The 21561-nt window shown below is 64.8% G+C and carries 24 protein-coding genes; 8 read left to right on the top strand and 16 right to left on the bottom strand.

Annotation, left to right across the window (positions count from 1 at the left end; genetic code table 11):
• The first annotated feature begins 266 nt into the window (after nucleotides 1–266).
• Nucleotides 267–1583, top strand: a complete 1317-nt coding sequence (gene chrA, locus GTK01_RS11770) for a chromate efflux transporter (RefSeq protein WP_371924332.1) — start codon at nucleotides 267–269, stop codon at nucleotides 1581–1583.
• Nucleotides 1584–1835: 252 nt separating this feature from the next.
• Here the strand turns inward: chrA and GTK01_RS11765 are convergent, their stop codons facing one another.
• From GTK01_RS11765 to lgt, 6 genes are all read right to left on the bottom strand, one after another.
• Nucleotides 1836–2768, bottom strand: a complete 933-nt coding sequence (locus GTK01_RS11765; protein ID WP_252926080.1) for a ribose-phosphate pyrophosphokinase — start codon at nucleotides 2766–2768, stop codon at nucleotides 1836–1838.
• A gap of 119 nt (nucleotides 2769–2887) precedes the next feature.
• Nucleotides 2888–3430 carry a hypothetical protein gene (locus GTK01_RS11760; RefSeq protein ID WP_252926079.1) on the bottom strand — a complete coding sequence of 181 codons (543 nt, stop codon included), beginning with the start codon at nucleotides 3428–3430 and terminating at the stop codon, nucleotides 2888–2890.
• 16 nt (nucleotides 3431–3446) lie between these two features.
• A complete protein-coding gene (locus GTK01_RS11755) occupies nucleotides 3447–4598 on the bottom strand; it encodes a Xaa-Pro peptidase family protein (RefSeq protein WP_252926078.1) in 1152 nt (383 codons plus the stop codon).
• A gap of 4 nt (nucleotides 4599–4602) precedes the next feature.
• Nucleotides 4603–5397 (bottom strand): peptidoglycan editing factor PgeF, encoded by a 795-nt coding sequence (pgeF, locus tag GTK01_RS11750; RefSeq protein WP_252926077.1) that lies wholly within the window; start codon nucleotides 5395–5397, stop codon nucleotides 4603–4605.
• Between the two features lie 100 nt (nucleotides 5398–5497).
• A complete protein-coding gene (locus GTK01_RS11745) occupies nucleotides 5498–6544 on the bottom strand; it encodes an SAM-dependent methyltransferase (RefSeq protein ID WP_252926076.1) in 1047 nt (348 codons plus the stop codon).
• Nucleotides 6541–7377, bottom strand: coding sequence for a prolipoprotein diacylglyceryl transferase (gene lgt / locus GTK01_RS11740; RefSeq protein ID WP_252926075.1), 837 nt, complete (start codon nucleotides 7375–7377; stop codon nucleotides 6541–6543). Before lgt ends, GTK01_RS11745 begins: the two co-directional genes overlap by 4 nt.
• 138 nt (nucleotides 7378–7515) lie before the next feature.
• Here lgt and GTK01_RS11735 point away from each other — a divergent pair, with 138 nt between their 5' ends.
• The 3 genes from GTK01_RS11735 (at nucleotide 7516) to GTK01_RS11725 (ending at nucleotide 9153) form a co-directional block, all read left to right on the top strand.
• A complete protein-coding gene (locus GTK01_RS11735) occupies nucleotides 7516–7788 on the top strand; it encodes an accessory factor UbiK family protein (RefSeq protein ID WP_252926074.1) in 273 nt (90 codons plus the stop codon).
• Nucleotides 7789–8147: 359 nt separating this feature from the next.
• Complete coding sequence (locus tag GTK01_RS11730) at nucleotides 8148–8648, top strand: YbjN domain-containing protein (RefSeq protein ID WP_252926073.1); 501 nt, start codon at nucleotides 8148–8150, stop codon at nucleotides 8646–8648.
• 145 nt (nucleotides 8649–8793) lie between these two features.
• Nucleotides 8794–9153, top strand: coding sequence for a tRNA-binding protein (locus GTK01_RS11725; RefSeq protein ID WP_252926072.1), 360 nt, complete (start codon nucleotides 8794–8796; stop codon nucleotides 9151–9153).
• Here the strand turns inward: GTK01_RS11725 and GTK01_RS11720 are convergent.
• The 5 genes from GTK01_RS11720 to GTK01_RS11700 form a co-directional block, all read right to left on the bottom strand.
• On the bottom strand, nucleotides 9150–9566 hold the full coding sequence (locus tag GTK01_RS11720; RefSeq protein WP_252926071.1) for a DUF983 domain-containing protein: 417 nt from the start codon (nucleotides 9564–9566) through the stop codon (nucleotides 9150–9152). The genes GTK01_RS11725 and GTK01_RS11720 overlap by 4 nt on opposite strands.
• 11 nt (nucleotides 9567–9577) lie before the next feature.
• Nucleotides 9578–10105: a GNAT family N-acetyltransferase gene (locus GTK01_RS11715; RefSeq protein ID WP_252926070.1), complete on the bottom strand. Its 528-nt coding sequence runs from the start codon at nucleotides 10103–10105 to the stop codon at nucleotides 9578–9580.
• Nucleotides 10102–11511, bottom strand: a complete 1410-nt coding sequence (locus tag GTK01_RS11710; RefSeq protein ID WP_252926069.1) for an ATP-binding protein — start codon at nucleotides 11509–11511, stop codon at nucleotides 10102–10104. Before GTK01_RS11710 ends, GTK01_RS11715 begins: the two co-directional genes overlap by 4 nt.
• A 64-nt stretch (nucleotides 11512–11575) precedes the next feature.
• Entirely contained in the window at nucleotides 11576–12280 is a 705-nt protein-coding gene (locus tag GTK01_RS11705; protein WP_252926068.1) for a response regulator, read from the bottom strand.
• A 37-nt stretch (nucleotides 12281–12317) separates the two neighbouring features.
• Nucleotides 12318–12875, bottom strand: coding sequence for a MarR family winged helix-turn-helix transcriptional regulator (locus tag GTK01_RS11700; RefSeq protein WP_371924331.1), 558 nt, complete (start codon nucleotides 12873–12875; stop codon nucleotides 12318–12320).
• A gap of 232 nt (nucleotides 12876–13107) precedes the next feature.
• Here GTK01_RS11700 and GTK01_RS11695 point away from each other — a divergent pair, with 232 nt between their 5' ends.
• Both GTK01_RS11695 and GTK01_RS11690 read left to right on the top strand, forming a co-directional pair.
• Complete coding sequence (locus GTK01_RS11695) at nucleotides 13108–14001, top strand: branched-chain amino acid aminotransferase (protein ID WP_252926066.1); 894 nt, start codon at nucleotides 13108–13110, stop codon at nucleotides 13999–14001.
• 58 nt (nucleotides 14002–14059) lie between these two features.
• Nucleotides 14060–14698 (top strand): MBL fold metallo-hydrolase, encoded by a 639-nt coding sequence (locus GTK01_RS11690; protein WP_305883889.1) that lies wholly within the window; start codon nucleotides 14060–14062, stop codon nucleotides 14696–14698.
• 256 nt (nucleotides 14699–14954) lie between these two features.
• On the opposite strand, the gene GTK01_RS11685 is transcribed toward GTK01_RS11690, so the two are convergent.
• The 5 genes from GTK01_RS11685 to GTK01_RS11665 all read right to left on the bottom strand — a co-directional run bounded on the left by GTK01_RS11685 (nucleotide 14955) and on the right by GTK01_RS11665 (nucleotide 19539).
• On the bottom strand, nucleotides 14955–15377 hold the full coding sequence (locus GTK01_RS11685; RefSeq protein ID WP_252926065.1) for a BA14K family protein: 423 nt from the start codon (nucleotides 15375–15377) through the stop codon (nucleotides 14955–14957).
• A gap of 165 nt (nucleotides 15378–15542) precedes the next feature.
• Nucleotides 15543–15755 (bottom strand): cold-shock protein, encoded by a 213-nt coding sequence (locus GTK01_RS11680; protein WP_252926064.1) that lies wholly within the window; start codon nucleotides 15753–15755, stop codon nucleotides 15543–15545.
• A gap of 387 nt (nucleotides 15756–16142) precedes the next feature.
• Nucleotides 16143–16358, bottom strand: a complete 216-nt coding sequence (locus tag GTK01_RS11675) for a cold-shock protein (RefSeq protein WP_252926063.1) — start codon at nucleotides 16356–16358, stop codon at nucleotides 16143–16145.
• A 181-nt stretch (nucleotides 16359–16539) separates the two neighbouring features.
• Entirely contained in the window at nucleotides 16540–18168 is a 1629-nt protein-coding gene (locus tag GTK01_RS11670) for a BCCT family transporter (RefSeq protein WP_252926062.1), read from the bottom strand.
• 168 nt (nucleotides 18169–18336) lie between these two features.
• The gene (locus tag GTK01_RS11665; protein ID WP_252926203.1) at nucleotides 18337–19539 is read right to left on the bottom strand and encodes a pyridoxal phosphate-dependent aminotransferase; all 1203 of its coding nucleotides are present in this window, start codon (nucleotides 19537–19539) and stop codon (nucleotides 18337–18339) included.
• A gap of 176 nt (nucleotides 19540–19715) precedes the next feature.
• On the opposite strand from GTK01_RS11665, the gene GTK01_RS11660 reads away from it, so the two are divergent.
• Both GTK01_RS11660 and GTK01_RS11655 read left to right on the top strand, forming a co-directional pair.
• The gene (locus GTK01_RS11660) at nucleotides 19716–20633 is read left to right on the top strand and encodes an EAL domain-containing protein (protein WP_252926061.1); all 918 of its coding nucleotides are present in this window, start codon (nucleotides 19716–19718) and stop codon (nucleotides 20631–20633) included.
• Nucleotides 20630–21478 carry an EAL domain-containing protein gene (locus tag GTK01_RS11655; RefSeq protein ID WP_252926060.1) on the top strand — a complete coding sequence of 283 codons (849 nt, stop codon included), beginning with the start codon at nucleotides 20630–20632 and terminating at the stop codon, nucleotides 21476–21478. The genes GTK01_RS11660 and GTK01_RS11655 overlap by 4 nt, the downstream gene beginning before the upstream one ends.
• Nucleotides 21479–21561 lie beyond the last annotated feature (83 nt).

Raw genomic sequence — 21561 nt, 5'->3', positions numbered from 1 at the left:
CCGCGCTCGCGCGCCAGGCGTTCCGCGCCGACGCTGCGCGTGAACTTCCGCTTCTGGACGAGCCGACCAATCATCTCGACCTCGACACCATCGCCGAGGTCAAGTGGGCCTGCGCGACTTTCGCGCGCGCTCCTCGTGTCAGCCACGACACTGCGTTTCTCGATGCGATCGGAATCGAACGCATGATTTCCCTTGGAAATGAATCGGATGTGTCATTGAGCTGGTACGAAGCGCAATCTAGTTTTGCGGCGACCTGAAGCGGAATCTTGCAAGTGCAGCCCCATTCAAATCCCTCGCTCGCCGAAGTCACGCGCGTCTTTGCCAAGATCGGTCTTCTCTCCTTTGGCGGGCCTGCCGGGCAGATCGCGCTGATGCACCGCGAGCTCGTCGAAGAGCGCGACTGGCTCGACGAGCCGCGTTTCCTGCACGCGCTCAACTACTGCATGATGCTGCCCGGCCCCGAGGCGATGCAGCTTGCGACCTATGCGGGCTGGTTGCTCAAGGGCACGATCGGCGGCCTGGTTGCCGGCCTGCTCTTCGTCCTGCCCGGCGCAGTCCTCATCACCGTTCTGTCGTCGATCTATATCGTTGCCGGCGAGGTGACGATCGTCCAGGGCCTGCTTTTCGGGCTCAAGGCGGCGGTGCTCGCCATCGTGCTCGAAGCATTGGTGAAGGTCTCGAAGCGGGCGATCAAGGGGCCGGAAATGGTCGCGATCGCGGTTCTCGCCTTCGTCGCCATCGCGCTCTTGCAGATCCCGTTTCCGGTCGTCATCCTCGCTGCAGCCGCGCTCGGCGCGCTGGGCGTGGCGGCCAACGGCAAGGCGGGCGGCGAGAAAGCGCCCGTGCGCGACCTGCCGGACTGGGCGCGCCCGAGCTGGCCGCGCTTCCTGCGCACCACGGCGGTCTGGCTCGCGATCTGGCTCCTGCCGCTCGCGCTGATCCATCTCATCGCGGGCGCCGAGAATGTTTTCGCCCAGCAGGCCGGCTTCTTTTCCATCATGGCCGCGGTCACCTTCGGCGGCGCCTATGCGGTGCTCGCCTATGTCGCTCAGCAGGCGGTCGAAATCTATGGCTGGCTGCGACCGGACGAGATGCTGACAGGACTCGGACTTGCCGAGACGACTCCCGGTCCGCTCATCCTGGTGCTCGTCTTCGTCGGCTTCCTCGGCGGCGCGCGGCTTTCCGGCTTCGAGCCGCTGGCGGGCGGCGTCGCCGGCGCCATCGTCACGCTCTGGTTCACCTTCGTGCCGTGCTTTTTGTGGATCTTCGCCGGCGCGCCCTTTGTCGAAACCGTTCGCAATGTGCGCTGGCTGGCCAACGCGCTTTCGGCGGTGACGGCAGCGGTCGTCGGCGTCATCGCCAACCTCGCCGTCTGGTTCGGCCTGCATGTGCTGTTCGCACAGCTGTCGGAAGTGCGGGCGGGGCCTTTGCGCATCCTCTTGCCGGAACTTGCGACCTTCGATGCGGCGGCAGCGCTGATCGCGGTCGCCGCCGCCATCGCGTTGCTGCGCTTCCACGTCAATTTGATCGTTGTGCTGGCAGGGGCGGCGCTAGTGGGGATGGGGTGGTTGTTCGTCGGATAGGGTGGCGGCGAAGTCGCGAATCCGGTCGTGGGCGCCTGCCAGGCAATTCTCACCTTGATGGTCGAGGCGCGTTCCCCGGCCTTCGAGCGCCAGGCAGGGGTTTGGCCCGGATGCCTCATGGACGCGCCAGAGGTCGGCGGCAGCGGCACTGAGCCGCTGATCGCGACGACAAGCTTGAACGCTAGTGCGTCTTGCCGACGCCGTTCGGCCCTGCGATCAACCAGAACCGTTTCCTTGCGTCCGTCTGCTTTCCTAGTCGAACAGGCTCGAGACCGATTCCTCGCTTGAGGTGCGCGAGATGGCCTCGCCGATCAAATCGGCGATCGTCACGACGCGGACGTTGTGTGCGGCTTCCACGGCCGAGGTCGGCTGGATGGAATCGGTGATCACCAGTTCCTTCAGCTTGGAGCCCGTGATGCGCGCGACGGCGCCGCCCGAGAGCACGCCGTGGGTGATGTAGGCGGTAACGCTGGTCGCGCCATTGGCCAGCAGCGCGTCGGCCGCGTTGCAAAGCGTGCCGCCGGAATCGACGATATCGTCGATCAGCAGGCAGTCCTTGCCCTCGACCGAGCCGATGATGTTCATGACTTCCGATTCGCCCGGCCGGTCGCGGCGCTTGTCGACGATGGCGAGCATGGAATCGATGCGCTTGGCGAGCGCGCGGGCGCGCACCACGCCGCCGACATCCGGCGAGACGACCATCGTGTTGGGCAGCGAATAGTTCGCCTTCACGTCGCGCGCCAGAACCGGCACGGCGAAGAGGTTGTCGGTCGGGATGTCGAAGAAGCCCTGGATCTGGCCGGCGTGGAGGTCGAGCGTCAAAATGCGGTCGGCGCCGGCGCGGGTGATCATGTTCGCGACGAGCTTGGCCGAGATCGGCGTGCGGCCCGAGGCGCGGCGGTCCTGTCGGGCATAGCCGAAATAGGGAATGACCGCCGTGATGCGCCGCGCCGAGGAGCGGCGAAAGGCGTCGATCATGATGAGCATTTCCATCAGGTGATCATTGGCGGGATAGGAAGTCGACTGGAGGATGAAGACATCCTCGCCGCGCACGTTTTCCTGGATCTCGACGAAAATTTCCTGATCGGCGAAGCGGCGGACGGATGCCTTGCCAAGCGGAATGTTCAGGTATCGGGCGACGGCTTCGGCCAGCACCCGGTTCGAATTTCCCGCGAAAAGCTTCATGCAGTGAGGTCCCCGGCAAAGGATTTGACCGGCCTTTTACCGGCACCCGCCGTGAATGCAACCCTTGGCCCTCATTCAGTGCCGATTCAATTCGGCCTGTCCCACGCTTTGCGCGCGATTCAGCCTGCGCGGGCGAGAAGCCAGGATGCGTAGGCGTCGATCGTCTGGTCGGCGATACGCTGCATCAGTTCGGGCTCCACGCTGGTCCAGCCGGAGCCCGCCCTGCTCGGGCCGTGTTCCTGGCCCTGGATGCGGGTCAGCCGGTTGCCCTCAGCGTCGATGACGTCCCACACATAGATGACGGTGGTCTGCGGGCCTTCGGTGATGGCAGAGAAGTAGCCCTTCATCGTCAGGCCGGCGGCGCTGGCGGTCGATCCGAGCGGGATGCCAAGTTCCTGTGCGCGGGCCGACAGACGCTGGCTGAGCGGGACGGCGGCGCTTTCCGGCGCGCCGATCGCCGGCGGTATGGCAAGCGGCGGATCGGCCGCGGCGGCGAGCGAGGCCGTCTGCTGGCCGCCGGCCGAGGTCGACGACGCAGCCGCTATCGCCTCTTCCTGCGTGCTGGTCAGCGCATTGGGCTGAACGCCGCTCGAACTCGTGCAGCCGGCCAGCGCCAGCGCCAGCAGGAATGCAGAGATCCGCGGGAGGGTCGTCAGGGCCATGATGCGCACTATGCCGTTACTGGACGATCAAGTCGAGGCCGTGACGCGAAAGCGCGCGGGGCGCGGCGTCGGTGGTGAGGTAGGTGCGACCGAGCGTCATGGCGGTCTCCGAATCCGAATCCATGATGATCATGTGGGCAAAGAGCGTCATGTCGGGCGCGATCGGCTCCGGGCTGCCGGAGAAGAACATCTGCCGGTCCATCCACGACGGCGTGAAGCGCGCGCCGACCGAATAGCCGCAGGCGTTGAGCCTGTGGCGCGTCAGACCACGCGCCTCCATCACCTTGGCGTGGGCGTCGAAGACGTCGCCGAACGTATTGCCGGGCACCATTGCCTTCTCGACGGCCAGAAGCGCGTCGTGGCAGGCCTCGTAGAGTTCCTGATGGCGCTTGCTTGCCTTGCCGACCAGGATCGTGCGCATCATCGGCGCGTGGTAGCGCGCGAAGGCGCCCGACCATTCGAGCGTCAGCTGGTCGGTCTTGGTCAGCTTGCGCCGGCCGGACTTGTAGCGGCAAAGAAGCGCGTCGGCGCCCGAGCCGATGATGAACTCGTTGGCCGGATAGTCGCCGCCGCCTTCGAAGATAGCGCCCTGCATGGCCGCCAGGATCGCGCCCTCGTCGGTGCCCTGCCGGATGAGGGGCAGCGCGGCGTCGAGCGCGTCGTCGGAAAGCGCTGCCGCGCGATCGGCCTTCTTGATCTCGGCCGGGCTCTTGAAGAGGCGCAGGCGCGAGACGAGATCGGACGCATCCTCGATCTTGCCGAAGGTCTTCAACTGTTCGTCGAGCAGGCGCGCATTGTGGCCTGTCAGGCCGTGCGTGTCGTACTCGACGCCGATGCGGCAGCCCAGAAGGTCGATGTCGTTCAAGAGGTTGCGCAGATCGGCGGTCGGGTCCGCCCTGTCGCGGTCGGTCCACAGAACGACGTTCTCGATCGTCGAGGTGTGCTTGGCCTGGCGCATGTCGGCCGAGCGGGTCAAAAGCACCATCGAACCGTCGGATTTCACGACCAGCGACTGGAAGAAGCAGAAGCCGAACGTATCGTAGCCGGTCAGCCAGTACATGCTCTCCTGCGCGAAGAGCAGGATTGCGTCGAGCTTGCGCTCGGCCATCTCGATGAGAAGACGGTCGCGGCGGGAATCGAATTCGGTTCTGTCGAAATGCAGCGCCATGAAATCAGGTCTCCAGGACGATGGCGGAGAGCTGGCGGCCGTAATCGGGCTCCTGCCTGTGCGTCGTCCGCCTGTAGGAAAAGAAGTTGTCGGCTTCCGCATAGGTGCAGCGCGCGACATGGTCAACCGTCACGCCCGCGCGCTTCAGCCGGTCGATCGTGTAGCGGTTCAGGTCGAACATCGCGTGGCCGGCCGTCGCCGAAGGCGTGAAATAGGCGTCGTTCGCGCTGTCCGCCGCGATCAGATCGGCGACGCGCTCCGGGCCCACCTCGTAGTTCGCGGCGCTGATCGCCGGGCCGAGAACGGCGTGGATGTCGGCGCGCCTTGCACCGAGCTTTTCCATCGCGGCGAGCGTGTTCTCGATGACCCCGTAGAGCGCGCCCTTCCAGCCGGCATGGGCCGCACCGATGACGCGCGCGCGTGCGTCGGCAAAGAGGATCGGCCCGCAATCGGCCGTCAGCACGCCGAGCGCGATGCCGGGCGTCGCGGTCACCAGCGCGTCCGCTTTCGGTCGCCCATCCGGGGGGATCGGCCGCGTGACGATTTCGACATCGGGCGAGTGAATCTGGTGAACGGTCGCCAGATGCGTTTCCGGGACACCAAGCCACCTGGCCGCACGGCGGCGATTTTCGACGACCGCATCGCGCGAATCGTCCGAGCCGAAGCCGACGTTCAACCCGGCATAGATGCCTTGCGAAGCGCCGCCGGCACGGGTGAAGAAGCCGTGGCGTATGCCCTTGGGCGCAAGGGCGTCCAGAAGATCGGACCGCGCCGGGTCCGGTCGAGCCAGATCGAGCATGTCGTGCCTTTTCGTCTGCCGCCGTGCGTCGCCAAGTTGGGGCCGGGTCGGGCGCGATGGTGGTTGAGGGGAGGGGTGGTGTCAATCGCGGGCGCGCATGTCAGGCCGGAGGCAGGCCGGTGATGGTCCTTCCCACCATCAGCACCTTGAACAGTTCCCCCATCTGCTCCGGCGCCGCCAGCCGCTCGACCTCGCCGTGCAGGCGCTCCTGCAGATCCGCATTCGCGCCCGCGCCGAGTTGCCCCGCCCGCTCCAGGAGCCCCAAGCCGATGAGGAAGCGGGCTTGCGTCGTCGTCCGCGCGTCGAGCCCGGCCGCACCGGCTGCCGCGCCGAGCGCCGCGAAGTCGACATGGCTCGTCAGGTCCGCCTCCCCGGGCGTGGCCAAAACGTCGGCATGGGCGTGGGCGCGCATCGCCTGCAGCGTGTCGCCAACGCCGTTCTCCAGATGCCCGTAGTCGATGAACAGCCCCGCGCCGCCTTGCCGTGCAATCCGCTCGGCAATCTCCAGCATCAGCGCGTTGCGGGCGGGGGCGGCTTCGTAGATTGCGCCGACAGGGGCATCGGGCAAAGGCGCGTCGGTCGTGCCGGGACCGGCGATGAAAACCAGTTCGCCATCCGCGTCGAGCCCGACGCACCGCTCACGCCAGCCTTGCTGCGTCTTCACGAATTGCCGGATCGGGATCGCGTCGAAGAGTTCGTTGCCGACGATGAAAAGCGGAGCGTCGGGCAGATCAGCGATCGCCCGATGCCACGATATGCTTTCGTTGCCGAGCAATTGCTTCTGGACGTCAACCAGGCGCGGGCTGGTCTCGATCATCGCCACGCGTCGCATCAGGTCCGGCGCGATGCGTGCCAGCGTGCGCAGCATGTCGCGCATCAATGTCCCGCGTCCCGGGCCGATCTCGGCGAGAATCGCGTTCTTCGGGGCACCTGCCGCCTGCCAGGCGGAGGCGAGCCAGACGGCGACGAGTTCGCCGAACATCTGGCTGACTTCGGGCGCGGTGGTGAAATCGCCCTTCGCGCCGAAGGGCTCGCGCGTCGTGTAGTAGCCCTCTTTCGGGTCGAAGAGGCACAGCGCCATATATTGCGAGACGGGTATCGGTCCCGCCTCGGCGATCAGTTCGGCGATGCGCCCTTTGAGCGTCACGCGGCCCTGCGCGCCCGCGCCATCGCCCAAAGGCCGAGCAGGACGAGCGGCACCGAGAGCACCATGCCCATGGTGAGCCAGTTGCCGGCGAGATAGCCGATATGGGCGTCGGGCTCGCGGAAGAACTCGACGATGATGCGCGAGAGCCCGTAGCCGGCGATGAAGACGCCCGCGAGGAAGCCCGGTTGCTTCAGTTTCAGTCCCTTATGGGTCAGCACGAAAAGGACGAGGAACAGCACGAGGCCTTCAAGAAGCGCTTCGTAGAGCTGGCTTGGATGGCGCGCGAACGGCCCGCCATTGGGAAAGACGACCGCCCAGGGCACGTCCGTCGGCCGGCCCCAAAGTTCGGAGTTGATGAAGTTCGTCACGCGCACGATGCCAAGGCCGACCGGCGCGCCAACCGCGATCGTGTCGAAGAGGCTCCAGGCGGAAAGGCCGCGCCGGCGCGCAAAGAGGATCATCGCGACCGTCACGCCCGCGAGCCCGCCATGGAACGACATGCCGCCGCGCCAGATCGCCAGCGCGTCGAGCGGGTTTTCGGCGTAGCGCGCGAAATCGTAGAAGAGCATGTAGCCGATGCGCCCGCCGAGCACGACGCCGGCCGCGGCCCAGATCAGGAAGTCGTCGATGTCGACCGGCTTGATCGGCGCGGTGTCGTTCGGCCAAAGATGCGGCGTGGCGATCAGCCTGCGCGCATACCACCAGGCAAAGAGAATGCCCACGACATAGCCGAGCCCGTACCAGTGGATCGCGAGCGGACCGAGCTGCAGGGCGACCGGATCGATGTTCGGAAAGGCGAGCGCCGTCAGGGGAAGGGCGAGGTAGTCGGGCAAATGAGGCTCCGCAGGCGAATGTCGCGGGCCTCATATGGCGCGGGCGGGTTTGCCGGGTCAAGCGGCTGCTTTTCCTTGCAATCGGAAGGGGTGGCGACTACCTCAAGCTAAACGGTATTCCTGACGCGAGGTATGAAGATGTCGACCGGCCCCAACCGCATTCTGGACGAGTTCGCCAAGCTGATGACCGATGCCGCGGGCGCCGCCCAGGGCGTGCGCCGTGAATTCGAGACGGCCTTTCGCGGCCAGGCCGAGCGCATCTTGAATTCCATGGATCTCGTCCAGCGCGAGGAATTCGAAGCAGTGCGCGAAATGGCGCTCAAGGCGCGCGCGGAAAACGAGAAGCTGGCCGCCCGGATCGAGGCCCTCGAGGCTAAACTCGTGGAAAAATCAGCCGAACCAACGGTTTGAGATGTCAGCGCGACTGGCAAGACCAGTTTTGCGCAAGTTTCGCGCCTGTGTTTCTCCACAGGCGCCCGGCGCGAAAACGCCTTTTCGCTGAATCGCTTAAGCCTTCCTTTATCTTTGCCGCCGGTCGACTATCCACATATTGCTCCGGCCCGGTTCCAAAAAGGGGCTGTTCACGGGACTCGGCATCAATAGACTGAATTTACAGCATGATTCGAAGCACTGCCAAGTGTTCGATCCATGCGGGAGAGAGCGGGGCGAGCGTATTCGCACCGCTCCGACCAAGGGTTTCAGTCCGTGTGGGGCAGGTCCTGAATGGCGCTATTCCTGCGCCGGGAACGAACGGGAAAGCAAAGATCTTGATGAGCCTTCTTGAACTCGATATCGCCCGCGATCTCCACCCGGTGGATGTGATCGAGCATGTCGCCAACACCAATGAATGGTCGTTCGAGCGGACAGGCAGCGACGAGATCGCGATTTCGGTGGCCGGAAGCTGGACCGACTATCACGTCTCATTCTCCTGGATGGAGGATTTCGAGGCGCTGCATCTGGCCTGCGCCTTCGACATCAAGGTTCCCGAAAACCGCACGCTCGAAGTCATGCGCCTCCTCTCGCTCATCAACGAGCAGATGCTGTTCGGCCATTTCGACCTTTGGGAGCAGGAGGGCGCGATCATGTTCCGCCAGTCCCTGCTCCTGTCGGGCGGCGCCGAGCCGACAAGCCAGCAGGTCGAGGTGCTGCTGCACTCCGCGCTCGAAGCGTGCGAATGCTACTTCCCCGCGTTCCAGTTCGTCGTCTGGTCGGGGTCGAGCGCCAAGGATGCGCTGGCGAACGTGCTCTTCGAAACCCGCGGCAACGCGTGAAATTCGGGTGAGGGTGGCCTGCAAACGGCCGCTTTCTGCGCTTTCGGTGCTCACGTACCAAATGTACGCTCCGCTCCGGTTCTCGAAATCGACCGTTTTCGGCTCACCCTGACCCGAATTGGCCAATCACCAACGGTAGTCACCCATGTCTGGAAGCGTCGATCTTAAGGCCAAGATCAGCTTTGCCGATTTCGACAAGGTGGATATCCGGGCACGCACCATCGTCGAGGCCGAGCCCTATCCAGAGGCGCGCAAGCCCTCGATCAAGCTCAGGATCGATTTCGGCGCGCCGCTCGGCATCAAGAAGTCCTCGGCGCAGATCACGACGCACTACGAACCTGGCGAGCTCGTCGGGCGGCAGGTGATGGCGGTGGTGAATTTCCCGCCGCGCCAGATCGGCAAGTTCATGTCCGAAGTGCTCACGCTCGGATTTCCAGACGAAGGCGGCGAAGTCGTCCTCGCGGCGATCGACAAGCGCGTTCCGAATGGCGGCCGGCTGTTCTAGGCGTCGTCGTCGCGCCGAGAGCGGGCAGCATGCCAGTCGCGGTCGATGCGTCCTTCCTCCGCCTTGTGGAAAAATTGCGAGCAGACCAGCCAGCCCTTCAACGGCCGCAGCAGCGCCGCGCAGCAGGCGACGATCAGCGGCAGGGTCGTGACCAGGTGCACCCAGAGCGGCGGGTCGAAGCTCATCTGGACCCACACGGCAAAGGCAAGCGCGGGAACGCAGCCCAGTGACATGGCGAAGAAAGCCGGACCGTCAGCCGGGTCGGCAAAGGAATAGTCAAGGCCGCACACCTCGCAGCGCGGGGCGAGCGACAGGAAGCCGTTGAACAGATGGCCCTTCTGGCAGCGCGGGCAGCGGCCGAGAATGCCGGTCTTCATCGGATTGTCGGTAGGATTCCAGTTCACGTCGGTCATCGTCTTGCACCTCACGAGCCGATCCGTGGCAGACTTCGCCCGCCACAACAATGCGGCAAGTCACCCTGCGGCGATATTATACCCTTCCTCAGGCGCGGACCATCTCCAGTGTCACGGCGTGCGAACCCATTTCGCTCGCCAGATAGCGCCGTGACTCGCTCCATCCTTGCGCAAGGTAGAAAGCCGTGCGCGCGGGTGTTGAACGCGCGGACCTCGAGCCGGCGCGCGCCCTTCGCCTCGGCGTGGGCGAGGAGCCTTGCGCCCAGACCCGATCTGATGCGCTCCGTTGCCACGTGCAGAGCGTGCAGCATGTCGCCCTCCACATGGGCGATGCCGGCGACGCGGTCGTCGACGGTCAAGACATCGAGCGAACCGAGATGTGCGTCTAGATAGGCGGCAACGGGGTTTTCGTCGTGGAAGCGCGCGACGGACCGTTCCGATATGTAGGGCGCCCAGTGATCCAGCCACGATGCGCGCAGCAGCGCCTCGATCGCGTCCCGGTCGTGCGGGCGCGCGGGCCGGATCTCGATACGGCTCATGCGGGAATGCGGATGATCGCGCGCAGGCCGCCGAGCGGGCTGTCGTCCAACTTGATGTCGCCGCCATGCGCGCGGGCGATGTCGCGAGCGATGGACAGGCCAAGGCCGGTGCCGCTCGCATCCTGGTTGCGTGCCTCGTCGAGACGCACGAAGGGCTTGAAGACGTCCTCGCGGCGCTCGGGCGGGATGCCCGGCCCGTTGTCGTCGACGGTAATGGTCAGCGATCCGGCCGAATGGATCGCGGTGATCTCGACCTTCTTCGCGTAGCGAAACGCGTTGCCGACGATGTTGGAGAGGAGCCGCGAGAAGGCGATCGGCCGGACGGTGATCTCGGGCCGGCCGGAAAGCTTGGTCGTCAGCTTGCGCTTCCTCAGCTTGGCCTCGGCCTCGAGCTTGCCGAGGAATTCCTCCAGGTCGAAGAAGCCCGTGTCCTCCGAGGCGTCGCCCTTGGCGAAGGCGAGGTAGCCTTCGAGCATCGACTGCATGTCGTTGATGTCCTGCTCCATGGGCCTCGTGTCCATCTTGGAGCCGGCGAGGGCGAGCTGGAGCTTGAAGCGGGTCAGGATGGTGCGCAGATCGTGGCTGACGCCGGTCAGCATCGCCGTGCGCTGCTCGATCTGGCGCTCGATGCGCTCGCGCATCAGGATAAAGGCCTTGCCGGCGCGGCGCACCTCGTCGGCCCCGCGCGGGCGGAAGTCGGAGGGCATCGGCCGGCCCTTGCCGAAGCTTTCCGCGGCTTCGGCAAGCTGCAGGATCGGCCGGATCTGATTGCGCAGGAAGGCGATGGCGATGGCGAGCAGCACCAGCGACGTGCCGCCCATCCAGAGCAGGAAGATGTGCGTGTTCGACGCGTATGTCTGGGAACGCCGGGCAAAGACTCGCAGAACCTTGTCCTGCAATTGGACGCGGATTTCGACGACGTTGGAATTGCCGACCGTATCGAGCCAGAAGGGCCGGTTGATCTGTCGGTTGATCTCCTGGCTCAGAAAATGATCCAGGATCGAGAAGAACGGCTTCGGCCCGGGCGCGGGCAGGGGGTCTGGCGGCAGGAGATCAACCTTGAGGCCCAGCCGCTCCTGCGCAATGCGAATGGCGTTGGCGTAGTTGTCGCCGGGCGGATAGGTCTCGATCATGTCGATGATGGCGGCGATATCGCGCGTGACGCCGGCCGAAAGGCGCATCGTCACCGTTTGCCAGTGCCGCTCCATGAACACGAAGGCGACGATCGACTGGAAGAGGATCATCGGCGCGATGACGATGATGAGCGAGCGGGCGTAAAGGCGCTTGGGCATATAGCGCGCCACGCGACGCGCGCTGCGCCGCCAAAGCGCCAGCACGCTTTCGCCGAAGCTCGGCGCCGGCTTGTGCGCCTCGCCCTGCCTTTCCGTTATGTCCGAACTCGCCATCGTCACCTGCCGCTTGCCCCGGCCAGGATAGGGCGAAGCGATGCTTGAAGGAAAGCCGTGCGCCCTATTCGACGCTCAGCCTGTAGCCAATGCCGCGCACGGTCTGCAACCAGATCGGGTTGGACGGGTCCTTCTCGATCTTGCGGCGCAGCCGGTTGATCTGGACGTCGATCGTGCGCTCTCCCACCTCCGAGCCGTCGCCGACGAGTTCGTGGCGCGGGATCGTCTCACCGGCGCGCTCGGCGAACATCGCCAGGATCTCCTGCTCGCGGTCGGTCAGGCGCAGGAGTTCGCCGCCACGCTTCAGTTCGCGCCGGGTGATCTGGAAGGTGTAGGGGCCGAAGACGATCTGCTCGACCTTCGGCGTCGTCTGCGGGCCGCCGCGGCGCAGGATCGCGTTGACGCGCAGGATCAGTTCGCGCGGGTCGAAGGGCTTGGGCAGATAGTCGTCGGCGCCCGCCTCCAGGCCCTCCACGCGCTTGTTGGTTTCCGACAGCGCGGTCAGCATCAGGATCGGGACGTCCTTTTCCTCGCGCAGCGCCTTTGTCAGTTCGACGCCCGTCTCGCCGGGCATCATGACGTCGAGCACGATGAGGTCGAAATCGAGCCCGGCCAGCTTGCGCCGCGCCTCGGCCGCGTCGCCCGCGGCGGTGACGCGAAAGCCATTTTCGCCCAGATATTGCTGCAGCAGGCTGCGGATGCGCGTGTCGTCGTCGACGATGAGCAGATGCGGGGCATCGTCATCCAGGATGGAAGTGGTCTCGGTCATGAATGCTCCCTTCGATCCCCCGCCCGAAAGTCGTTTCCTATCGCGTTGCTTCCGGTTCGGCGATCGCCTTATCCTGCACGTTTCCAGCGCCGCCGGGAAGCTGTTCGATCTGGGTGCGCAGGTCAGGATCGACCATCGACTTCAGGAAGGCCTCGATGGTGCCGCGATCCTGCGCGTCAAGGCGTGTCAGTGCATTGGCGATGCGGCGGGACTGTGGCGCGGCCAGCGCCAGGGCAAGGTCGCGGCCCTTGGCCGTCGGGTAGAGCTCGCGCTGGCGCCGGTCGCGAAGGCCCTGAATCTGGATGATGTAGCCGGTATCGATCAACTGCTTGAGGACGCGTGCAAGGCTTTGCTTGGTGATCTTGAGCACGTCCAGAAGCTCGGCGACCGTGAGGCCTGGAATGCGGTTGACGAAGTGGACCACGCGGTGGTGCGCGCGGCCGAACCCGTAGGTCGCCAGCAACTGATCGGGATCGGACGTGAAATCGCGATAGGCGAAGAAGAACAGCTCGATCATCGCAAAATCGATGCCGTCATCGACCGTCAGCGGGGTGCGGATCGCTTTGGCCAGTTCGGCCGGTTTCTTCGCCATCATCGTGTCGTCAGCCTAGCAGATTCGAAATTTATGTCAGCCTTGTTGACATAAATTGCACGGGCTTGTAATTTTTGCCAATCTTTTCGCCAATTGACGAACGAAAAGGCAAGCGGAAGCGGATTTTTCTGGAATTTCCTTCAATTTGCCACGCCGTCGCGCCAATGCGGCGGAACGCGACAAGACACAAACGCAGCTCTCAACGATCAAGGGCAAAGACCCGCGGGAGGTTACCATGGCATCCGTTCCCTTCGACCAACTGGACGGCCATATCTGGATGAACGGCGAATTCGTCAAATGGGCGGACGCCAAGATTCACGTGCTGACCCACGGTCTCCACTATGCCAGCGCCGTGTTCGAGGGCGAGCGGGCCTATGGCGGCGAGATCTTCAAGCTGACCGAGCACACCGAGCGCCTGCACGAATCCGCGCGCCTGCTCGGCTTCAAGATCCCCTATTCGGTCGCCGAGATCGACGATGCCTGCCGCGAACTCTTGAAGAAGCAGGGCTTTCAGGACGCCTATGTCCGGCCGATCGCCTGGCGCGGTTCGGAGATGATGGGCGTTTCGGCACAGAACAACCGGATCAACTGCGCCATCGCGATCTGGCAGTGGCCGAGCTATTTCGATCCCGAGCAGAAGCTCAAGGGCATCCGCCTGGACCTGGCCGAATACCGCCGGCCCGACCCGCGCACCGCGCCCTCGAAGTCGAAGGCCGCCGGCCTCTACATGATCTGCACGCTGTCCAAGCATGCGGCCGAGGCCAAGGGCTATGCCGACGCGCTGATGCTGGACTGGCGCGGGCGCGTCGCCGAGGCGACCGGCGCCAACGTGTTCTTCGTCCAGGACGGCAAGCTGCACACGCCCGAGGCGGACTGCTTCCTCGACGGCATTACCCGCCGCACGGTCATCGACCTTGCCAAGCGCCGGGGCATCGAGGTCGTCCAGCGCGCGATCCAGCCCGAGGAAATGGAAGGCTTTACGGAGTGCTTCCTCACCGGCACCGCCGCCGAAGTCACCCCGGTCTCCGAAGTCGGCCCCTACCGCTTCACGCCCGGCGAGATCTCGCGCACGCTGATGAACGACTATTCGGCCGAGGTGCAGCCCAAGCACGCCATCGCGGCGGAGTAGAGACCTTGCAATCCGCCCGCATTCTCCTCAGTTAGGACCCGACCAAGAGGAGAATGACATGGGTGAGATGAGAGCGGGGATCGTCCCCGTCACGCCGTTCCAGCAGAACTGCACGATCCTTTTCGACGAGGAGACCAAGCGCGGTGTCGTCGTCGATCCGGGCGGCGACGTCGAGACGCTGACGAAGGTCATCGCCGAAAACGGGCTGACGATCGAGGCCATCTGGCTGACCCACGGCCATCTCGACCATGCCGGCGGCGCGATGGAACTGAAGGAAGCGCTCGGCGTCGACATCATCGGCCCGCACGAGGCCGACGCGCCGCTTCTTTCGCGGATTGCCGATCAGGCGCGCACCTATGGCATTGATGGCCTGGCCAACTGCACGCCCGACCGGTATCTGACTGAAGGCGAGAAGGTGTCCTTCGGCGACCACGTCTTCGAGGTTCTGCATTGTCCCGGCCATGCGCCCGGGCATGTCGTCTTCTACAACCGTGCCGCCAAGTTCGCCCATGTCGGCGACGTTCTGTTTTCCGGCTCCATCGGCCGCACCGATCTGCCGGGCGGCGACCACGACAAGCTGATCCGCTCGATCAAGGAAAAGCTCCTGCCGCTCGGAGACGATATCGGCTTCATCTGCGGCCACGGGCCGGGCGGACGGTTCGGCGAGGAACGACGTAACAATCCGTTTCTGGTGTGAGGCGGGTGGGTTTTCGTGAAGGAGACCCCACCCTTTATCCCTCCCCACGAGGGGGAGGGAGGGCATCGACGTTGCGCCCTATCGCTCAAACTTGGTGGTGCATTGACGGGCGTGCGCGATGCCGACGGACTCCCTCCCCCTTGTGGGGAGGGATACAGGGTGGGGGTCAATCCAGAGAAAATAGCGCCCTCAAACCTCACCACCCCCCAACAAAAAAGCCCGCCAACCGGCGGGCTTTTCGCTCATTCGTGAAACTTCAGTTCGCTTCGCAGAAGCGGCGAACGCCGTCATAGCCGACGAAGGTGCCCGTGTCCGGGTCGAACGAGCGGTAGCGGTCCGAGCAATAGCGGTACCAGTCGCGGGTCCACGGCTCGAACGTTGCGTAGCGCTCGACATAGACCGGGCGCCGCTCTTCGTAGACGCGCACCGGACGCTGGTAGACCGGGCGCGGCGCGTAGCCGCCATCGTAATAGCGCTCGCCGTAGACGGGGCGGTTGTTGGCCGAGCCGGCGATCAGCGCGCCGGCGGCAAGGCCGAGCACGCCGGCTGCGACGACGTCGCCGCCATTCCCACGGTCGCGATGGCGCCAGCGCTCGCCGGCATTGGCGGGGAGGGCGGCGGTGAGCGCCGTGACTGCAACGAGTGCGGAGACGGCTGCGGTCTTCACAATGCGGTTCATCGTTCTACTCCTGACCGGCCCAAACACATCCATCGCCGGCGTTGCTTGAAGATTTAAGTCTCTTTCGATGAACGGACGCTGAACGGCAAATCACGGATGAAGACGCATGGAAAAGCCCCGCGAAGCGGACTTCGCGGGGCTCAGCAATGCGTATCAGTGTCAGCGTCAGCCGACGGTGAGGTTGACGGCCTTGGGACCCTTGCCGCGCTTGTCCGGCTCGGTCTCGAAGCTCACCTTCTGTCCGTCCTCCAGGCCCGGCAGGCCCGATGCCTGCACGGCCGAGATGTGGACGAACACGTCCTTTTGCCCGTCATCCGGCGTGATGAAGCCGAAGCCCTTGGCGTGATTGAAGAATTTGACTGTTCCACTCTGCGGCATGGGAAAGGTTCCTCATCTCCCGGGATTGCGTCAGGGGTGTTCGGCCCCATGACCTAAGGGTGCACCAATGGCGGGTGCATGCTTGGGCTGTGCTCTTGTGGGGGAGAAGAAACAGGTCAGCGCGTGGTGGAGCCTGTCGGAAGCTCTCTTGTGTCGCGGTCGAGCCGGATGGACTGTGCAAGCGATCATGGTCGTCTGGTCTGTCGGTCCGGTCATTCTATTCCAGTCTCCGGGCCGGCATTTGCCCGAACGTCAAGACTGTCCCGCATTTTGAAACACTCGGCAAGAAAAAGTTTCCTGCACGCGTGAAGCATTGACGGCGCACAAAGAAAAAGCGCCGCTTGTGGCGGCGCTTCGACATTCACCTGCAGCGTTGCTGCGAGGCGATCAGGCTTCCTGAAGGTTGACGGCCTTCGGGCCCTTGCCCATGCGGTCCGGCTCGACGTCGAACGTGACCTTCTGGCCGTCGACGAGGGTGCGCAAGCCGGACTTTTCAACCGCCGAAATGTGGACGAACACGTCCTTCTGGCCGTCGTCCGGGGTGATGAAGCCGAAGCCCTTGCTGGTGTTGAAGAACTTAACGGTGCCGCTCTGGCTGCTCATGTGGGACTCCTATGCCCTGATTATGAAGTGCGCCGCTGTTCGGTTGCGGTCGCGGTCGTCGAGAGTTCACGAAATCGGGGAAAGGTCGTCCAAAACGTTCCAGTCTCCGGGCCGTCAAATACCCGAACGCCTATTGCATGGCATGGAAATCGGCTTCTGGCAAGGCGGCACCTCCGCCGGTTCAACCGGCGGAGGTGGTGGCGGGTGTGGTGACATAGCGCTCACCGCGAAGGCCGAGCCATGTCGAAACCATCATCACGACGAGCAGCAGCGCGAAGGGTAGGCCGGTCGCCACCGCCGCGGCCTGAAGCGAGACGAGACCGCCGCCGAGCAGCAGCGCGATCGCCACCAGGCCCTCGAAACTCGCCCAGAACACGCGCTGCGCAACCGGCGCGTCGACCTTGCCGCCGGCGGTGATCGTGTCGATCACCAGCGAGCCGGAATCGGACGACGTGACGAAGAAGACGACAACGAGCACGATGCCGAGGAAGGAGATGATCTGCGTCAGCGGGAAGGCATTCGCCATGATGAACAGCTTCAGGTCGTTGGAAGCCTCCGACAGCGCGGCGTTGGCTGCATTGGCGACCTGGTCGATGGCGGCGCCGCCGAAGGTCGACATCCAGACGATGGACAGGAGGGTCGGCACGATCAGCACGCAGGTCACGAATTCGCGCACCGTGCGGCCGCGCGAGACGCGGGCGATGAACATGCCCACGAAGGGCGACCAGGAGATCCACCACGCCCAGTAGAAGGTCGTCCAGCCATGCAGGAAGTTGACGTCTTCGCGGCCGAACGGATTGGCCAGCGGCAGGAAGTAGGTCGCGTAGGCGGCTGCGTTCTGGAAGAACCCGGTCACGATCAGCAGGGTCGGGCCTGCCAGCAGGATGAAGAGCAGCAGGATGAGCGCCAGCACCATGTTGATTTCCGAAAGCCGCTTCACGCCCGCTTCAAGTCCGGCAACAACAGAGCCGAGCGCGATCGCCGTGATGAACGCGATCAGGATGACCTTGTTGGCGTCGGATGCCTCGATGCCGAAGAGGAACTCGATCCCGGCCATGGCCTGCTCGGCGCCGAGGCCGAGCGAGGTGGCAAGACCGAACAGCGTGGCGAAGACGGCCAGCGTGTCGATGACATGGCCCGGCCAGCCCCAGACGCGTTCTCCGAGCAGCGGATAGAAGACGGAGCGCAGCGTCAGCGGAAGGCCGCGATTGTAGGCGAAGAAGGCGAGCGACAGGCCGACCACGGCATAGATCGCCCAGGGATGCAGGCCCCAGTGGTAGATGGTGGCGGCCATGGCCAGCGCCTGCGCGGCGCCCGGGTCGCCCTCAGTTCCGCCGAGCGGCGCCCAGTCGGTGCGCACGCCGCCTTCGCTCGTCACGCCGCCGAGCGCGGATTCATAGTGGGTCAGCGGTTCGGAGACGCCGAAATACATCAGGCCGATGCCCATGCCGGCGGCAAACAGCATCGCGAACCAGCCGAGATAGCCGTAGTCGGGCCGCGCATCCGCGCCGCCGAGCCGGATGGAGCCGAGCGGGGTGACGATGAGCGCGAGGCTGAAGAGCACGAAGAGGTTGCCGGCAATCATCAGGAGCCAGTCGAAATTGTCCGTCAGCCAGGGCCGCAGCCAGGAGAAGAACTCTTCCGTGGTGGCCGGAAAGCTCAATGACAGGATGACGAAGGCGACGATGATGCCGCCGGACACCACGAAGACCGGATTGTGGATGTCGAGACCCATGACCTGGATGTTGTCCTGGCCGACCTCGTAGTCGATGTCGTCGACAGTGACGGTGCTCTTGGAATCTTCGTTCATCGTCGTCCCTCGGATTTTTTGCCCGTTGCCGTTCGATCGATCGGACAAGGGGCTGTCGCCCGCCGGACGCATCGGGTGCGTCGAAAGAAATGCGGGATCGCGTAGCCCAAAGCTAACGCGATCCCGCCATGTTTCAATCACAATTATCCGCCGTGGCGGAAGTTCGTGTCAGACCAGCGATGCGGTGAAGCGCTGGATGCGGCTGCAAGCCTCTTCTAGGAGTTCTTCCGACGTCGCGTAGGAGATGCGGAAATTCGGGCCGAGACCGAATGCCGAGCCGTGCACGACGGCGACGCCTTCCTGCTCCAGGAGCGCCGAGACAAAATCCTCATCCGTTTCGATCAGCTTGCCGTCGCGGGTCTTCTTGCCGATCGTGCCTTCGCAGGACGGATAGACGTAGAAGGCGCCTTCGGGCACCGGGCAGGAAATGCCCTTGGCCTGGTTCAGCATCGAGACGACGAGATCACGGCGGCCCTGGAAGATGTCCTTGTTCCTCGCCACGAAATCCTGCGGTCCGTTCAGCGCCTCGACGGCCGCCCACTGCGCGATGGTGCAGGCGCCGGACGTCTGCTGGCCCTGGATCATGTCCATCGCCTTGATGAGCTGGATCGGCCCGGCCGCATAGCCGATGCGCCAGCCGGTCATGGCATAGGCCTTGGACACGCCGTTCATCGTCAGCGTGCGCTCGTAGAGCTTCGGCTCGACCTCGGCGATCGTCTTGAAGACGAAATCGCCATAGGTCAGGTGCTCGTACATGTCGTCCGTCAGCGTCCACACATGCGGGTGCTTGAGGAGAACGTCGGCAATGGCGCGCAACTCGGCCTCGGTATAGGCCGCGCCGGACGGGTTGGACGGCGAGTTCATCAACAGCCACTTGGTCTTCGGCGTGATGACCTTTTCCAGTGCCTCGGCGGTCAGCTTGAAGCCGTTGTCGATCGAGGTTTCGGCGAAGACCGACGTGCCGCCGCAGATCGCCACCATCTCCGGGTAGGAGACCCAGTAGGGGCGGGGGATGATGACCTCGTCGCCGGCATTCAGCGTGGCCATGAAGGCGTTGAACAGGATCTGCTTGCCGCCGGTGCCGACGATGGTCTGCTCGGGCGTGTAGTCGAGGTTGTTCTCGCGCTTGAACTTGGCCGCGATCGCCTTGCGCAGTTCGGGAATGCCGGAGACCGGCGGATACTTGGTCTCGCCGCGGCGGATGGCATCGACGGCGGCGTCCTTGATGTTGTCGGGCGTGTCGAAATCAGGCTCGCCGGCGCCCAGGCCGATGACGTCGCGACCGGCCGCTTTCAGTTCGCGCGCCTTCTGCGTCACGGCGATGGTCGCGGACGGCTTAACGCGAGAAAGGGCATCGGCAAGAAAGGCCATGGTCATTCGTCTCCGGCTCTGTTTCCAGCCGCCTCTTGCGGCCGCGGGCTTAATGAATGATCCGGCGTCAAACCGCAAGGCTCGACGCTTAGACCAGGGGTATAGAATTAACGCCTGCTTAGCCTTGCGGACCTATGCTGGGCCCTCATTTTATCGCCCCAGGGAGCGCCTTCGTCTTGGCCCGCAGTCTCGGCCTGCCGCACATCATGCGCGAAGCCGACGGCACCGCCGTCGGCCAATGGGGACCTTACGTCCTCAAGACCGCGTTCCAGCCGATCTTCGCCTTCGAGCCGGACGGGCTGAAGCAGCGCGCTTACGAGGGCCTGATCCGGCCGTTCCGTGATGGCGAGGCGACCTCGCCCGGCCAGTTCTTCGCCGCAATCCCGGCCATCGACCGGCTGCGCGTCGAGGCGCTGGCGCGAGACCTCCACATCCTCAACGCCGGAGCCGCGTTCGGGCCGCAGATCACGCTTTTCATCAATTTCGATCCGTCGCTGTTCTGCGAGAAGCCGGTGGTCGATACGGCGCTGCGCGAAATGCGCATCGTACTTGGAGAGGCAGGCATCCCGTTTTCCAACGTCGTCTGCGAGGTGACCGAGCAGCCATCCGACTCTGCCGCCGCCCTCCAGGATTTCGTCGCCGCGCTGCGCCAGGAAGGCTACCGGGTCGCCGTGGACGATTACGGTGCCGACAGCTCCGACATGGAGCGGGTCAAGCAGTTGCGGCCCGACATCGTCAAGTTCGACGCCAAATGGGTAGCTCGACTGATGGATTCCCAGCCGGGCGTGACGCTGCTTAAGGTCATGGTCGGGGAGTTTCGGCAGAAGGGCATCGTGACCGTCTTCGAGGGCATCGAAGAAAATTGGCAACTCGACGTTGCCGCCGAGGTCGGCGCGTCGATGGTCCAGGGGTTCGTGCTCGCGCGTCCCGAACTCGCCCCGACGCGCTTTCGCCCCGACCCGCCCGCGCTCGCCCCGATGGTTCCGCCGGAGGGCGGCGGTGCTGCCGATGCGCGCGCCGCCCATCACGATGCGCTGCCGGTTGCGCCTCGCCGCCCGCGCGCGCCGGTCTTCGGCAGGCGGCGGCTCACATGAGCGCGTTCGAGGCACTGCGCACCGAAGTGGGCGCTCTCATCCGCCATGACGAGATCGGCCTCGCCTTCGGCCATTTCGACGGTCACGTCCTTCGCTCGGCCTACCAGCCCGTCTACCGGCTGCAGAAGGGCGGGCTCGTGGTCGTCGGCGCGCGGGCGCTGGTGCGGCCGAGCCGCGACGGGCGTCCTGCGCTGCCCGCCCGGTTCTTCGAGCGGCTCGCGGACCGGGAGCGGCTGGTCTTCGAATGCCTTTGCCATGCGCTGCATATCGGAAACCTGCCCTATCTCGACCTTGATACCGCGACGCTCGCGCTGCGGCTCGACGCGATGCCGCAGCCGATGCTCGATGCGGCGCTGGCGCTGCTGCGCGAGGCAACCGACGAGCTCGAGGAAGAAGGCTACGATCCGCCGCGCATCTGGTGCGAGTTCCCGGCCGTCGCGACGGCCGCGGAACAGGCGCGGGCGGTGCGCGCGCAAGGCTTTCGCGTCGGCCTGTGCGATTTCGGGCCGAACCCGGCCGGCGTCGCCGCCGCGATAGCCGCTTCGCCCGACTATGTGCGCTTCGACGGAAACTGGTTCCGGACCGTGGCGCGCGCGCCCGACGCGGTCGGGCTCTTGAGCCGGCTCACCGTCCTTCTCCACGCCGAGGGCATCGAGGTGATGGTCGATGGCGTCGAGACGACGCCGCAATTCGAGGCCGCGCTCGAAATCGGCGCCGACCTGTTCCAGGGCTTTTTGTTCGCCCCGCCCTTCCTTGCCGGTTCCGCCTTCACGCAGCGCCCGCTGCGCCTGCCCGAACTGTTGCGCCCGCACGCCAAGATCATTCCGCTGCGACGTCCGGCCTGAGCGCTCCATCAGGCGAAATCATCGATCCATCACCGGCACGGGCTCGCTTGCAGCCGCAAGGCTTGGCAATTTCGCGCCGAACC

It is taken from the genome of Aliihoeflea sp. 40Bstr573 (genome assembly GCF_024105655.1).
Taxonomy (GTDB): Bacteria; Pseudomonadota; Alphaproteobacteria; order Rhizobiales; family Rhizobiaceae; genus Aliihoeflea.
Note: the sequence above shows the minus strand (reverse complement) of the source record. Positions and strands in the feature narration are given on the sequence as shown.

What these genes read in the sequence shown, in the direction of transcription:
- GTK01_RS11725 (WP_252926072.1), top strand. Translation starts at nt 8,794, where the DNA reads ATGTCTGGAAGCGTCGATCTTAAGGCCAAGATCAGCTTTGCCGATTTC.
- GTK01_RS11695 (WP_252926066.1), top strand. Translation starts at nt 13,108, where the DNA reads ATGGCATCCGTTCCCTTCGACCAACTGGACGGCCATATCTGGATGAAC.
- GTK01_RS11655 (WP_252926060.1), top strand. Translation starts at nt 20,630, where the DNA reads ATGAGCGCGTTCGAGGCACTGCGCACCGAAGTGGGCGCTCTCATCCGC.
- GTK01_RS11765 (WP_252926080.1), bottom strand. Translation starts at nt 2,768, where the DNA reads ATGAAGCTTTTCGCGGGAAATTCGAACCGGGTGCTGGCCGAAGCCGTC.
- GTK01_RS11675 (WP_252926063.1), bottom strand. Translation starts at nt 16,358, where the DNA reads ATGAGCAGCCAGAGCGGCACCGTTAAGTTCTTCAACACCAGCAAGGGC.
- GTK01_RS11755 (WP_252926078.1), bottom strand. Translation starts at nt 4,598, where the DNA reads ATGGCGCTGCATTTCGACAGAACCGAATTCGATTCCCGCCGCGACCGT.
- GTK01_RS11730 (WP_252926073.1), top strand. Translation starts at nt 8,148, where the DNA reads ATGAGCCTTCTTGAACTCGATATCGCCCGCGATCTCCACCCGGTGGAT.
- GTK01_RS11705 (WP_252926068.1), bottom strand. Translation starts at nt 12,280, where the DNA reads ATGACCGAGACCACTTCCATCCTGGATGACGATGCCCCGCATCTGCTC.
- pgeF (WP_252926077.1), bottom strand. Translation starts at nt 5,397, where the DNA reads ATGCTCGATCTGGCTCGACCGGACCCGGCGCGGTCCGATCTTCTGGAC.
- GTK01_RS11715 (WP_252926070.1), bottom strand. Translation starts at nt 10,105, where the DNA reads ATGAGCCGTATCGAGATCCGGCCCGCGCGCCCGCACGACCGGGACGCG.
- GTK01_RS11670 (WP_252926062.1), bottom strand. Translation starts at nt 18,168, where the DNA reads ATGAACGAAGATTCCAAGAGCACCGTCACTGTCGACGACATCGACTAC.
- GTK01_RS11665 (WP_252926203.1), bottom strand. Translation starts at nt 19,539, where the DNA reads ATGGCCTTTCTTGCCGATGCCCTTTCTCGCGTTAAGCCGTCCGCGACC.
- GTK01_RS11760 (WP_252926079.1), bottom strand. Translation starts at nt 3,430, where the DNA reads ATGGCCCTGACGACCCTCCCGCGGATCTCTGCATTCCTGCTGGCGCTG.
- GTK01_RS11720 (WP_252926071.1), bottom strand. Translation starts at nt 9,566, where the DNA reads ATGACCGACGTGAACTGGAATCCTACCGACAATCCGATGAAGACCGGC.
- GTK01_RS11685 (WP_252926065.1), bottom strand. Translation starts at nt 15,377, where the DNA reads ATGAACCGCATTGTGAAGACCGCAGCCGTCTCCGCACTCGTTGCAGTC.
- GTK01_RS11700 (WP_371924331.1), bottom strand. Translation starts at nt 12,875, where the DNA reads ATGATGGCGAAGAAACCGGCCGAACTGGCCAAAGCGATCCGCACCCCG.
- GTK01_RS11735 (WP_252926074.1), top strand. Translation starts at nt 7,516, where the DNA reads ATGTCGACCGGCCCCAACCGCATTCTGGACGAGTTCGCCAAGCTGATG.
- GTK01_RS11710 (WP_252926069.1), bottom strand. Translation starts at nt 11,511, where the DNA reads ATGGCGAGTTCGGACATAACGGAAAGGCAGGGCGAGGCGCACAAGCCG.
- GTK01_RS11690 (WP_305883889.1), top strand. Translation starts at nt 14,060, where the DNA reads ATGGGTGAGATGAGAGCGGGGATCGTCCCCGTCACGCCGTTCCAGCAG.
- GTK01_RS11680 (WP_252926064.1), bottom strand. Translation starts at nt 15,755, where the DNA reads ATGCCGCAGAGTGGAACAGTCAAATTCTTCAATCACGCCAAGGGCTTC.